This window comes from Streptomyces sennicomposti (assembly GCF_019890635.1).
Lineage (GTDB): Bacteria > Actinomycetota > Actinomycetes > Streptomycetales > Streptomycetaceae > Streptomyces > Streptomyces sennicomposti.
This window is the reverse complement of sequence record NZ_JAIOAB010000020.1, coordinates 33032-44925: the sequence shown is the minus strand read 5'-3', so window position 1 is coordinate 44925 and position 11894 is coordinate 33032. Positions and strand designations below refer to the sequence as shown.

The window sequence follows — 11894 nt, the reverse complement described above, 5'->3', positions numbered from 1 at the left end:
CCTTCTCTCCGTACCGTCGCTGTCGCACGTCCGTCGCCCGCTCGGTTCCGGCCCGCCGTCGCGGTCGCGGTCGCTTCGGGGCCGGGTCCGCTTCGCCGTCGTGGCCGGCGGGCGGCGGCGTCCCCGGGCGCCCGCTGCCGGGTTCCCCGGTGGGGTCGGTCCGCACATGGAAGTGGAGTCGGTCGTTCCGGATGTCGTTCCCGGCCTGCCCGGTTCCCGCGCGGTATCCGGCCGATGCGGGGCACACTCGACCGCATGCGTACCGCGTACAGCGTTGAAACGGTCAGGACAGCAGAGCGCGCGCTGATGGCGAGGCTCCCCGACGGCGCCCTCATGCAGCGCGCCGCCGCCGGGCTCGCCGCCGCCTGCGCGGATCTGCTCGGAGGCGTCTACGGCCGCCGGGTGGTGCTCCTGGTGGGCAGCGGCGACAACGGCGGCGACGCCCTGTACGCCGGGGCCCGCCTCGCCCGGCGCGGCGCCGGGGTGAGTGCCGTCCTGCTCGCCGGCGACCGCACCCACCCCGGCGGCCTCGCCGCCCTGCGCCGCGCCGGGGGCATGGTCGTTCACCCGGATGCCGCAGCGGACGCCGCGGGCGCGGCGATCGACCGGGCCGACCTCGTCGTCGACGGCGTCGTCGGCATCGGCGGCAAGGGCGGGCTGCGCCCCGACGCCGCCCCCCTCGCCGAACGCGCCGCGCGCTCCCGTGCCGCCGTCGTCGCCGTGGACCTGCCCAGCGGCGTCGAGGCGGACAGCGGTGAGGTGCGCGGCGCCGCCGTACGCGCCGACCTCACCGTCACCTTCGGCGCCCACAAGCCCGGCCTGCTCATCGACCCGGCCCGCGAGCACGCCGGCACCGTCCGCCTGATCGACATCGGGCTCGGTCCCGAACTGCCCGCCGCGCCCGAGCTGGAGGCGTTGCAGCACGCCGACGTGGCCGCCCTGCTGCCGGTCCCGGCCGCCGAGAGCGACAAGTACCGCCGGGGCGTCGTCGGCATCGCCGCCGGTTCGGCCCGCTACCCCGGCGCCGCCGTGCTCGCCGTCTCGGGCGCGCTGCGCGGCGGCGCGGGGGCCGTACGCTACGTCGGCCCGGCCGGTCAGGCCGTCCTCGCCCGCTTCCCGGAGACCCTGGTGTCCGACCGGGGACCGCACGAGGCGGGGCGCGTGCAGGCCTGGGTGGTGGGGCCGGGCGCCGGGGACGACGCCGGCGCCGTCGCCGAGGTGCTGGCGACGGACGTGCCCGTGCTGCTCGACGCCGACGGCCTGCGCCTGGCCGCCCGCGACGCCGTACGCGCCCGTACCGCGCCCACCCTGATGACCCCGCACGCCGGTGAGGCCGCCGCGCTGCTCGGGGTGGCCCGCGAGGAGGTCGAGGCCGCCCGGCTCACCGCCGTACGGGAACTGGCCGCCCGCTACCGGGCCACCGTCCTGCTGAAGGGGTCGACCACCCTCGTCGCCGACCCCGACGGCGGCCCGGTGCGCGTCAACGCCACCGGCACCCCCTGGCTCGCCACCGCCGGCAGCGGCGACGTGCTGTCCGGGCTGGCCGGCTCCCTGCTCGCCGCCGGGCTCGCGCCGCGCGACGCGGGCAGCGTGGCCGCCTACCTCCACGGCCTGGCCGGCCGCCTCGCCGCCCACGGCGCCCCCATCGCCGCCCACGACGTGGCCGACTCCATCCCGTCGGCCTGGCGGGACGTCCAGGAGTGACCTCCTGGGGCGGGTGGGATCGGGTGCGCGGAGTGTGAGGGCAAGCGGCGGGGTCGGCGGGGTGCCGCGGGTCCGCGCGTGGGGTGCGCGGGGCGCGTGGGGCGAGGTTGCGGTCGGTAGTGGGGTCCCGTGCGTACGCGCGTGGGGTGTGCGGGGCGTGGTGATCGACGCCCCGGTCCGGGGGGTTCAGCGGGTCGGCGCACCGGGTGCGCGGGCGGTGGCGGTGGGCGCCGCCCACGCGTGCGGCCCCGTGCGCGTGCGCGCGGCGGGTGCGTGGGCCGTGGCGGTGGGTGCCGTCGTACGTGCGGTCCCGTGGGTGGGGGCCGGGGTGGTCGGTGCCGCCTCGCCTGCGGTCCCGTGCGTGGGGGTGGGGGCGCTCGGTGTCGCCGCAGGCGCGGCCCCGCACCCCGGGGAGTGCCGTGTCCACCGGCCCTCGGCAGGCCCGGCGTCGCGTGGACGCGGCCCTGCCCGGCGACCCCCGCGCGTGCGGCGGGTCGCCCTTCCGGGCGGGGGCGGCAGACGCCTGCACAGCCCCCACGCGTACGGCGGGCGGGGCTCCGCGACGGGTGCGAGCGGCGGCCCGCAACGCGCCCGCGCGCACCGCGACCGCGCCTCGCGGGCGCGGGTGAGCGGCGGTCCCCGTGCCCGCCGCCGCGGGGCCGGCGCGGCCCTCTGAGACACTGGGGGCGCGATGAACGAGACAGCACACCCGCGGACGGCCCCGCTGCGCGCCCGCGCCGAGATCGATCTGGCCGCTCTGCGGGCCAACGTGCGGGCCCTGCGCGAACGGTCGCCGGGCGCGGCCCTGATGGCCGTGGTCAAGTCCGACGCGTACGGACACGGCGCCGTCCGGTGCGCCCGCGCGGCCGTCGCCGCCGGGGCCACCTGGCTCGGCACCGCCACGCCCGAGGAGGCGCTGGCGCTGCGCGCCGCCGGGATCGCGCCCGAGCAGGCGCGCGTCCTGTGCTGGCTGTGGACGCCGGGCGGCCCGTGGCGGGAGGCCATTGAGGCCGACGTGGACGTGTCCGTCAGCGGCCTGTGGGCGCTGGCCGAGGTGCGCGCGGCCGCGCGCGCGGCCGGACGGCCCGCGCGGGTGCAGCTGAAGGCCGACACCGGCCTCGGCCGCAACGGCTGCCAGCCCGCCGACTGGCCCGAACTCGTCGCCGAGGCACTGCGCGCCGAGGCCGAGGGGCTGATCCGGATCACCGGACTGTGGTCGCACTTCGCCTGCGCCGACGAGCCCGGCCACCCCTCCATCGCCGCGCAGCTCGACCGGTTCCGCGAGATGACCGCCCACGCCGAGACGCGGGGCGTGCGCCCCGAGGTGCGGCACATCGCCAACTCGCCGGCCGCGCTCACGATCCCCGAGAGCCACTTCGACCTGGTGCGCACCGGGATCGCCCTCTACGGCATCTCGCCCGCCCCCGAGCTGGGCGTCCCGGCCGACTTCGGGCTGCGGCCCGTGATGACGCTGTCCGCCTCGCTCGCCCTGGTCAAGCACGTCCCCGGCGGCCACGGCATCAGCTACGGCCACCACTACGTCACCCCGGGCGAGACCACCCTCGGCCTGGTCCCGGTCGGGTACGCCGACGGCATCCCGCGCCACGCCTCCGGCACCGGCCCGGTCCTGGTCGGCGGTAAGTGGCGTACGGTCGCGGGCCGGATCGCGATGGACCAGTTCGTGGTCGACCTCGGCGGCGACGAGCCGGAGGTCGGGTCGCGGGCCGTGCTGTTCGGGCCCGGCGACGGGGGCGAGCCCACCGCCGAGGACTGGGCGCAGGCGGCGGGCACCATCGCGTACGAGATCGTCACCCGCATCGGAACCCGCGTCCCCCGCGTCTATCTCGACGACGAGAACGACGAGAACGACGAGAACTCGGGGAACGAGGGGAAGGGCGGGCAGGAGGACCGGGGGCGCTCCGCATCGCGGTGATCCGCTCGGGGCGGCCGGGGGGTGCGTGACCCGGCCGTCGCCGTGACCCCGAACACCAGTACGTCACACCGACGGCACCAGAGGAGCGGTACGTGAGCGAGAGCAGTGCGGCGGCGGCCGTGGCCTCCGCCGCAGGGGCGGGCGGCTGGCGCCGGGCGACCGGTATCGCGGGGGCCGCGATCGGCGTGGTGGCCGCGGGCGCGGCGGCCACCGTGGCCATCGAACGGATGACCGTCGGCCGGAACATACGCAGAAAGGCCCGGCTCGCCCTCGACTCGGCGGGCCCGTACGGCACCCTGCGCGGCACCCCCGGCACCGCGTACGCCGACGACGGCACCGAGCTGTACTACGAGGTCGACGACATCGACCCGGAGGCCGCCGCCGACCTCGGCCCGCGCCGCCGCAGGCTCTTCGGCCGCAAGGACCCCGCCCCCGTCACCGTCGTCTTCAGCCACGGCTACTGCCTCAGCCAGGATTCCTGGCACTTCCAGCGCGCGGCCCTGCGCGGCGTCGTGCGCACCGTCCACTGGGACCAGCGCAGCCACGGCCGCTCCGGGCGCGGCGTGGACCAGCTCAAGGACGACGTGCCGCTCACCATCGACCAGCTCGGCCGCGATCTGAAGGCGGTCCTCGACGCCGCCGTGCCCGAGGGGCCGATCGTGCTGGTCGGGCACTCCATGGGCGGCATGACCGTGATGGCGCTGGCCGCCCAGTATCCCGAGCTGATCCGCGAGCGGGTCGTCGCCACCGCCTTCGTCGGCACCTCCTCCGGGCGGCTCGGCGAGGTCAACTTCGGGCTGCCGGTGGCCGGCGTCAACGCGGTGCGCCGGGTGCTCCCTGGCGTGCTGAAGGCGCTCGGGCAGCGCGCCGAACTGGTCGAGAAGGGGCGGCGGGCCACCGCCGACCTGTTCGCCGGGATCATCAAGCGGTACTCGTTCGCCGGCCGCGACGTCGACCCGGCCGTCGCCCGGTTCGCCGAGCGGATGATCGAGAGCACGCCGATCGACGTGGTCGCCGAGTTCTACCCGGCCTTCACCGACCACGACAAGACCGAGGCGCTCGCCCTCTTCGCCGGCATGCCGGTGCTGGTCCTGGCCGGGCTCCAGGACCTGGTCACCCCGAGCGAGCACAGCGAGGCCATCGCCGGCCTGCTGCCCGAGGCGGAACTCGTCCTGGTCCCGGACGCCGGGCACCTGGTGATGCTGGAACACCCGGAGGTCGTCACCGACCGGCTCGCCGACCTGCTGACCCGGGCCGGAGCGGTCCCGGCAGGCACTACCGTGGGCACTTATGGAAGCACCAGCAGCACCGCACAGCCCGGCTGACCGCCCCTCCGTCGAGATCACCGTCAACGCTCCCGGCCAGATGCTGGAGCTGGGCCGCCGCCTCGCCAAGCTGCTGCGCGCCGGCGACCTCGTGATGCTCAGCGGGGAGCTGGGCGCGGGCAAGACCACGCTGACCCGCGGGCTCGGCGAAGGGCTCGGGGTGCGCGGCGCCGTCACCTCGCCGACCTTCGTGATCGCCCGGGTGCACCCCTCGCTCGGCGACGGCCCGCCGCTCGTCCACGTCGACGCCTACCGCCTGGGCGGCGGTCTGGACGAGATGGAGGACCTGGACCTCGACGTCTCGCTGCCGGACTCGGTGGTCGTCGTGGAGTGGGGCGAGGGCAAGGTCGAGGAGCTGACCGACGAACGGCTCCAGGTCCGGATCCACCGGGCCGTCGGCGACACCACCGACGAGGTGCGGCAGGTGACGGTCACGGGCATCGGCGGCCGGTGGGCGGCCGTGGACCTGGGCGTGCTGGCCGCCTGAGCGGACGGCCGGTCCTTGCGCGGGGCCTCCCGGGCGTGGTCACATGGTGTCCCGCTCGTGGTTAGGCTTACCTAACCGCACCCGCCCCCGTCCTCCAGGAGGCGTCCATGTCGGCTGCCGAGAACCCGTCCCGGCCGTACCCGGCCACCGGTGTGTGCATGAGCGACCTGCTGGCCTCCTGCGCCGCCGCCGCGGCCGTCTCCCTCCCGCCCCGGGCCCCGGAACCGGTGGACGCCGCCCCGGACCCCCGCACCGGCGCCCGGACGCCCCGTACCGACCCGCGCGCGGAAAGCACGGGAGTCCGCAGGGACGCCCCCACCGCCCCCACCGCCCGCGCCGCCCGTACGGTGGAAACGCACCGGGAAGCGGCGTAGCCCTATCGGATGACGACGGCGGCCGACGGCGAACAGACAGCGGACGAAGGCGGCCCCGGTCGCACGGTCGTCCGGTCGTTCGGCAGGCCCTCCCGGTCGGCAGGCCCTCCCGGTCGGCAGGCCCTCCCGGTCGGTCGGCCCCCGCGGTCGGTCGGCCCCCGCGGTCGTAGGCCCGGCCTCTACCGGATGACGACGACCTTCTGGCCGATCGTCGCGAACATCCACATCGCCTCGCCGTCCGCCCGCGACTCGCGGATGCCGCCCGTCTTCACGCTCGTGTCCGCGCCCGTGTCGCCGTCCTGCGGCGGGGACTGGTCGACGGCCGCGCTGAACCCGACGACCACGCCCTGCACATCGGCGAACCGCACCACGTGCTCCACCGGGACGCCGTCGGTCCCGGTGACCGCCTTGGAGCGCGAGGTGACCGTGTAGGTGCCGGGGGCCGGGTCCACGCTGCCGGGGGTGACCTGGAAGGTGTTCTCCACCGTGCCGCCCGCGCTCACCAGCCACACCCGGTCGTCGTCCACCGAGTAGACCACCCGCTCGCCGGTGCCGGAGTTCGCGGGCAGCGCGGTCGGGTGCCGGCTGTCGCGGGGCGCCTTGGCGGCGCTCGCCGCGGGGGTCGCGCTCGGGCCGGGCCGGCCGATCAGGTCCTCCGGGACGGTCGACTGGGCGCGGTACGCGAGGAAGCCGACCGTGACGAGCGCCGCCGCGGTCAGCCCGGCCACCCAACCCGCGCTGCTCCTTGCCACGGTTCGTCCACCTCTGGATAAGTTTGCTGGTCAGTGCCTGACTTTCGACCGTAGCAGCCGGAATGCACCCGGCCCGTGCGGCCGTGCCGGGCTCGCGGGAGCCGTAGGCTGTTTGCGTGCTCTTGCTCGCTCTGGATACCGCCACCCCCGCCGTCACCGTCGCCCTGCACGACGGGACGGCCGTCATCGCCTCAGCCGGTCAGGTGGACGCGCGCCGGCACGGAGAGCTGCTGCTGCCGGCCGTCGACCGGGTCCTCGCCGAGGCCGGACTGGCGCTGGACGCCGTCACCGGCATCGTGGCCGGCATCGGCCCCGGCCCCTACACCGGACTGCGCGTCGGCCTGATGACCGCCGACACCTTCGGCCTCGCCCTCGGCGTCCCGGTGTACGGCCTCTGCACGCTCGACGGCCTCGCCTACGCCGCCGACGTGCCCGGCCCCTTCGTGGTGGCGACCGACGCCCGCCGCAAGGAGGTCTACTGGGCGCGCTACGCCGACTCGCGCACCCGCGTCACCGGCCCGGCCGTGGACCGGCCCGCCGACATCGCCGAAGAGGTCCGGGGCCTGCCCGCGGTCGGCGCCGGCGCGCTGCTGTACCCGGACGCCTTCCCGCAGGCGCACGAGCCCGAGCACGTGTCCGCCGCCGCCCTGGCCTCGCTCGCCGCGGAGAAGCTGGCCGCCGGTCAGGAGCTGCCCGCGCCCCGGCCGCTGTATCTGCGCCGCCCGGACGCGCAGGTGCCCAAGAACTACAAGGTGGTCACCCCCAAGTGACCGGCGAGACGACCACCGGCACCCCGGCGCCCGCCCTGCGCGAGATGCGCTGGTGGGACATCGACCCCGTGCTGGAGCTGGAGAAGGACCTCTTCCCCGAGGACGCCTGGTCGCGCGGCATGTTCTGGTCCGAGCTGGCGCACTCCCGCGGTCCCGAGGCCACCCGCCGCTACGTCGTGGCCGAACAGGACGGCCGGATCGTCGGCTACGCCGGGCTCGTCGCCTCCGGCGACCAGGGCGACGTCCAGACCATCGCCGTGGCCCGGGAGCTGTGGGGCAGCGGCCTCGGCGCGCTGCTGCTGACCGAGCTGCTGCGGGCCGCGACCGCCTTCGAGTGCGCCGAGGTGATGCTCGAGTGCCGCGTGGACAACGTCCGCGCCCAGCGGCTCTACGAGCGCTTCGGCTTCGCCCCCGTCGGGGTGCGGCGCGGCTACTACCAGCCGGGCAACGTGGACGCCCTGGTGATGCGCCTGACCGACCCCTCCGCCTCCGTACAAGGAACCGAGATCCATGGCTGACCCACGCGACGAGCCGCTCGTCCTCGGCATCGAGACCTCCTGCGACGAGACCGGCGTCGGCATCGTGCGCGGCACCACCCTGCTGGCCGACGCGGTCGCCTCCAGCGTCGACGAGCACGCCCGCTTCGGCGGCGTCGTCCCCGAGGTCGCCTCGCGCGCCCACCTGGAGGCCATGGTGCCGACCATCGAGCGCGCGCTGAAGGAGGCGGGGGTGAGCGCGAAGGACCTGGACGGCATCGCGGTCACCGCCGGACCCGGTCTGGCCGGCGCCCTGCTGGTCGGCGTGTCGGCGGCCAAGGCGTACGCGTACGCGCTCGGCAAGCCGCTGTACGGCGTCAACCACCTCGCCTCGCACATCTGCGTGGACCAGCTGGAGCACGGCCCGCTCCCGGAGCCGACCATGGCGCTGCTGGTCTCCGGCGGCCACTCCTCGCTGCTGCTGTCCACCGACATCACCGCCGACGTACGGCCCATGGGCGCCACCATCGACGACGCGGCCGGCGAGGCCTTCGACAAGATCGCCCGGGTGCTGAACCTCGGTTTCCCCGGCGGCCCCGTCATCGACCGCTACGCCCGCGAGGGCGACCCGGCGGCGATCGCCTTCCCGCGCGGTCTGACCGGCCCCCGCGATCCCGCCTACGACTTCTCCTTCTCCGGTCTGAAGACGGCGGTGGCCCGCTGGATCGAGGCCAGGCGGGCGGCCGGCGAGGAGGTGCCGGTGCGCGACGTGGCGGCCTCCTTCCAGGAGGCGGTGGTGGACGTGCTCACCCGCAAGGCGGTGCGGGCCTGCAAGGACGCCGGCGTGGACCATCTGATGATCGGCGGCGGCGTGGCCGCCAACTCGCGGCTGCGGGCGCTGGCCCAGGAGCGCTGCGAGGCGGCCGGCGTCCGGCTGCGCGTCCCGCGCCCCAAGCTGTGCACGGACAACGGCGCGATGGTGGCCGCGCTCGGCGCCGAGATGGTCAAGCGCAACCGCGCCGCCTCCGACTGGGACCTGTCGGCGGACTCCTCGCTGCCGGTCACCGACCCGCACGTCCCGGGCACCGCGCAGACCCGCCCGCACGCGCACGGCCACAGCCACGACCATGTGCACGAGGTCGGCGAGGAGAACCTGTACTCGTGAGCGTGGCGTTGATGTGGGAGGCCCGCGCGGTGGCGGGCCGGGGCGAGGAGTTGCTGTCCTGGGTGCGCGAACAGCGGCTCGCCGGGCGGCCGTTGCGCCGTGAGGTGTTCCGCGCGCCGCAGGACCGCGTCCTCGTCATCACCTGGTGGGACGCGCCCTACGACGCGGAGCTGCCGGAACTGCCCGAGCCGGACGCCGACTTGGTCACCCGGGCGGTGCACCGCTGGCGGTTCGAGGCGGTGCCGGAGGACGCGGATCGCTGAGTGGCGCACGGCCTCCGAGATGCGCTATGATCATCACACAGCAAGCGGGCGGGGAAACAACGAAGCCCGATTGCCAGTGCGTTGGTGGTCCAAGGAAAGACGTCCCGCTTCCTGCGGGGAGATGCAGGTGCAAGGCCTGCCCGGCGCTCCAGCAGAAGCCCCCCTCCGGTTCACCGGAGGGGGGCTTCTTCGTCGTACGGGCCGATTCCCGCGAACTCTCCTGCCGCGAGCGGTGCTTCGGTCCGGGTCCCGGCGGGCGGGCGGCCGGCCTCTGGGGCAGGACCGGCGCCCGCCGGGACCCGGAGCGCGGGCGGCGGTTCAGCCGGCCGCCGACACCGCCGTCTCGCAGCGCAGCCGCCGGTCCTGCCCCACCTCCCGCGGCGGACCGGTCAGGGTCAGCCGGGCGGTGTGGCGGACGTCCGCGGCGGAGGCGGCCAGGCGCAGTTCCAGGTCGCCCGGCTCGACCACCCGGCGGCCCGTGCGGTCGGTGAACGCCGACAGGTCCGGGTGGAAGCGGAACGTCACCCGCGCCGCCTCGCCGGGCGCCAGCTCCACCCGCTGGTAGCCGATCAGCCGCATGTCGGGGCGGGTCACCGCGGCCACCGGGTCGTGCAGATACAGCTGGACCACCTCCGCGCCCGCCCGGTCACCGGTGTTGCGGACGGTGACGGAGAGGTCGTGGGAGTCGTCCGTGCCGATCTCGGTGACATCGTCGCCCTCGACGGGCTCCCAGGCGAACGCGGTGTACGAGCGGCCGTGCCCGAACGGGTACAGCGGTGTCGGGTCCAGGCTGCTGACCTCGCCGGCCAGCCCCAGCGGCGGCTGGAGATACGTCCACGGCTGGCCCCCGGCGCCGCGCGGCACGCTCACCGGCAGCCGCCCGGAGGGGTTCACCCGGCCCGAGAGCACCCCGGCCACCGCCGGACCGCCCTCCTCGCCGGGGAAGAACGCCTGCACCGCCGCGGCCAGCCGGCCCTCCCAGCGGCCGAGCGCGTAGGGGCGGCCGGTGAGCAGCACCAGCACCACCGGCACGCCGGTCTCCACCAGCGCCTCCAGCAGCTCGCCCTGCACACCCGGCAGGGTCAGGTCCGCCGCGTCGCAGCCCTCGCCCGAGGTGCCCCGGCCGAACAGGCCCGAGCGGTCGCCGAGCACCGCCACCACCACGTCGGCCTCCGAGGCGCGCGCCACCGCCTCCGCGAACCCCGAGGCGTCCGGCTCCGTCACCCCGCAGCCCTCGGCGAACGTCACCTTGGCGTCGGGGAGTTCGGCGCGCAGCGCCTCCAGCACGGTGGGGATCTCGATGCCCAGGGGGGTGCCGGGGTGCTGGGTGCCGACGTGGGAGGGGAAGGAGTAGCAGCCGAGCATGGCCAGGGCGTCGGCGGCGCGCGGGCCGACGACCGCGACACGGGTGTCGGGGGCCAGCGGCAGCACGCCGTCCGGGTTGGCCAGCAGGACGACCGACTCCTCGGCCAGGCGGCGGGCCACGGCGCGGTTCTCCGGCGAGTCGAGGTCGATGTCCCGGGCGGGCGGTTCGGGCGCCCAGTCGGCGTCGAGCAGGCCCAGTTCGCACTTCTGGAGCAGCACCCGGCGGGCCGCGCGGTCCACCAGGGACTCCGGGACCGTCCCGGCGCGCACGGCGGCCACCAGGCCGTCGCCGTAGCACTTCACGGTCGGCAGCTCCACGTCGACGCCGGCCGTGAGGGCCAGCCGGCCGGAGTCGGCGGGGCCGGCGGCGACGCGGTGCAGGGTCTGCAGGAAGTCGATGCCGAAGTAGTCGGCGACCACCGTGCCGGTGAACCCCCAGCGCTCGCGCAGGATCTCGGTGAGCAGATGCGGGTCGGCGGAGGCGGGGACGCCGTCGATCTCGTTGTAGGCGGCCATCACCGAGCGCGCCCCGCCCTCGCGCAGCGCCATCTCGAACGGCATCAGCGTGACGTCGGCGAACTCGCGCGCGCCCGCGCGCACCGGGGCGAGGTTGCGGGCGCCCGTGGAGGCGGCGTACCCGGCGAAGTGCTTGAGGGTGGCGACGATCCCGGCCGACTGAAGGCCCCGCACGTAGGCGGTGGCGACGGTGGCGACCAGGTAGGGGTCCTCGCCGATGGTCTCCTCGACCCGGCCCCAGCGCGGATCGCGGACCACGTCCAGCACGGGCGCGAGGCCCTGGTGGACGCCCACCGAGCGCATGTCCCGGCCGATGCGGGCGGCCATCGCCTCCACCAGCGCCGGGTCGAAGCTCGCGCCCCAGGCCAGCGGCACCGGGTAGGCGGTCGCGCCCCAGGCGGTGAAGCCGGCCAGGCACTCCTCGTGGGCGACGGCCGGGATGCCGAACCGGCCGGCCGCGGCGATCCGGCGCTGGGCGCGGGCCAGGGCCTGCGCGCCGAGGGCGGGGTCCACGGGGGCGGTGCCGAAGGAGCGGGTGAGCTGGCCGAGGCCGCGGGTGATCAGCTCGTCCCAGTCGTAGTCGGTGTTCATGTGCTGCTGGTGCGGGGCGACCCCGTCGCCGTCCGTGGACGCGCCCACCCACACCCCGTACAGCTGGGCGGTCTTCTCCTCCAGGGTCATCCGGGCCAGCAGGGCGTCGACGCGGGCGGCGGCGGGCAGGGCGGGGTCCTGCCAGGGGGCGGTGGTCATGGAACTCCTGTCAC

11 protein-coding genes are annotated in these 11894 nt (G+C 76.0%); 9 read left to right on the top strand and 2 right to left on the bottom strand.

Annotation, left to right across the window (positions count from 1 at the left end; all coding sequences use genetic code 11):
- Positions 1-255: 255 nt before the first annotated feature.
- The 5 genes from K7787_RS14160 to K7787_RS14140 all read left to right on the top strand — a co-directional run bounded on the left by K7787_RS14160 (position 256) and on the right by K7787_RS14140 (position 5823).
- On the top strand, positions 256-1704 hold the full coding sequence (locus K7787_RS14160) for an NAD(P)H-hydrate dehydratase (RefSeq protein ID WP_223001607.1): 1449 nt from the start codon (positions 256-258) through the stop codon (positions 1702-1704).
- A 691-nt stretch (positions 1705-2395) separates the two neighbouring features.
- Positions 2396-3637 carry an alanine racemase gene (gene alr / locus K7787_RS14155; protein WP_223001606.1) on the top strand — a complete coding sequence of 414 codons (1242 nt, stop codon included), beginning with the start codon at positions 2396-2398 and terminating at the stop codon, positions 3635-3637.
- 92 nt (positions 3638-3729) lie between these two features.
- Positions 3730-4962, top strand: coding sequence for an alpha/beta fold hydrolase (locus K7787_RS14150; protein ID WP_009190166.1), 1233 nt, complete (start codon positions 3730-3732; stop codon positions 4960-4962).
- Entirely contained in the window at positions 4928-5449 is a 522-nt protein-coding gene (gene tsaE / locus K7787_RS14145) for a tRNA (adenosine(37)-N6)-threonylcarbamoyltransferase complex ATPase subunit type 1 TsaE (RefSeq protein WP_223001605.1), read from the top strand. The genes K7787_RS14150 and tsaE overlap by 35 nt, the downstream gene beginning before the upstream one ends.
- A gap of 107 nt (positions 5450-5556) precedes the next feature.
- Positions 5557-5823 carry a hypothetical protein gene (locus K7787_RS14140; RefSeq protein WP_223001627.1) on the top strand — a complete coding sequence of 89 codons (267 nt, stop codon included), beginning with the start codon at positions 5557-5559 and terminating at the stop codon, positions 5821-5823.
- Between the two features lie 179 nt (positions 5824-6002).
- Here the strand turns inward: K7787_RS14140 and K7787_RS14135 are convergent, their stop codons facing one another.
- A complete protein-coding gene (locus K7787_RS14135) occupies positions 6003-6575 on the bottom strand; it encodes a hypothetical protein (protein WP_223001604.1) in 573 nt (190 codons plus the stop codon).
- Positions 6576-6691: 116 nt separating this feature from the next.
- On the opposite strand from K7787_RS14135, the gene tsaB reads away from it, so the two are divergent.
- From tsaB to K7787_RS14115, 4 genes are read left to right on the top strand one after another with little or no spacing between them, the layout of a single operon-like run.
- Positions 6692-7345 (top strand): tRNA (adenosine(37)-N6)-threonylcarbamoyltransferase complex dimerization subunit type 1 TsaB, encoded by a 654-nt coding sequence (gene tsaB / locus K7787_RS14130; protein WP_223001603.1) that lies wholly within the window; start codon positions 6692-6694, stop codon positions 7343-7345.
- 44 nt (positions 7346-7389) lie between these two features.
- A complete protein-coding gene (gene rimI / locus K7787_RS14125; protein ID WP_037724850.1) occupies positions 7390-7863 on the top strand; it encodes a ribosomal protein S18-alanine N-acetyltransferase in 474 nt (157 codons plus the stop codon).
- Positions 7856-8986, top strand: a complete 1131-nt coding sequence (gene tsaD / locus K7787_RS14120; RefSeq protein ID WP_009190170.1) for a tRNA (adenosine(37)-N6)-threonylcarbamoyltransferase complex transferase subunit TsaD — start codon at positions 7856-7858, stop codon at positions 8984-8986. The genes rimI and tsaD overlap by 8 nt, the downstream gene beginning before the upstream one ends.
- Entirely contained in the window at positions 8983-9249 is a 267-nt protein-coding gene (locus K7787_RS14115; protein ID WP_223001602.1) for a hypothetical protein, read from the top strand. Before tsaD ends, K7787_RS14115 begins: the two co-directional genes overlap by 4 nt.
- 318 nt (positions 9250-9567) lie before the next feature.
- On the opposite strand, the gene K7787_RS14110 is transcribed toward K7787_RS14115, so the two are convergent.
- Positions 9568-11880: a beta-xylosidase/alpha-l-arabinosidase gene (locus K7787_RS14110; RefSeq protein WP_223001601.1), complete on the bottom strand. Its 2313-nt coding sequence runs from the start codon at positions 11878-11880 to the stop codon at positions 9568-9570.
- Between the last annotated feature and the right edge of the window lie 14 nt (positions 11881-11894).

Excerpts from the sequence above, each read along its gene's own strand:
- K7787_RS14160 (WP_223001607.1), top strand. The coding sequence starts at position 256 with ATGCGTACCGCGTACAGCGTTGAAACGGTCAGGACAGCAGAGCGCGCG.
- alr (WP_223001606.1), top strand. The coding sequence starts at position 2,396 with ATGAACGAGACAGCACACCCGCGGACGGCCCCGCTGCGCGCCCGCGCC.
- tsaE (WP_223001605.1), top strand. The coding sequence starts at position 4,928 with ATGGAAGCACCAGCAGCACCGCACAGCCCGGCTGACCGCCCCTCCGTC.
- K7787_RS14140 (WP_223001627.1), top strand. The coding sequence starts at position 5,557 with ATGTCGGCTGCCGAGAACCCGTCCCGGCCGTACCCGGCCACCGGTGTG.
- rimI (WP_037724850.1), top strand. The coding sequence starts at position 7,390 with ATGCGCTGGTGGGACATCGACCCCGTGCTGGAGCTGGAGAAGGACCTC.
- tsaD (WP_009190170.1), top strand. The coding sequence starts at position 7,856 with ATGGCTGACCCACGCGACGAGCCGCTCGTCCTCGGCATCGAGACCTCC.
- K7787_RS14110 (WP_223001601.1), bottom strand. The coding sequence starts at position 11,880 with ATGACCACCGCCCCCTGGCAGGACCCCGCCCTGCCCGCCGCCGCCCGC.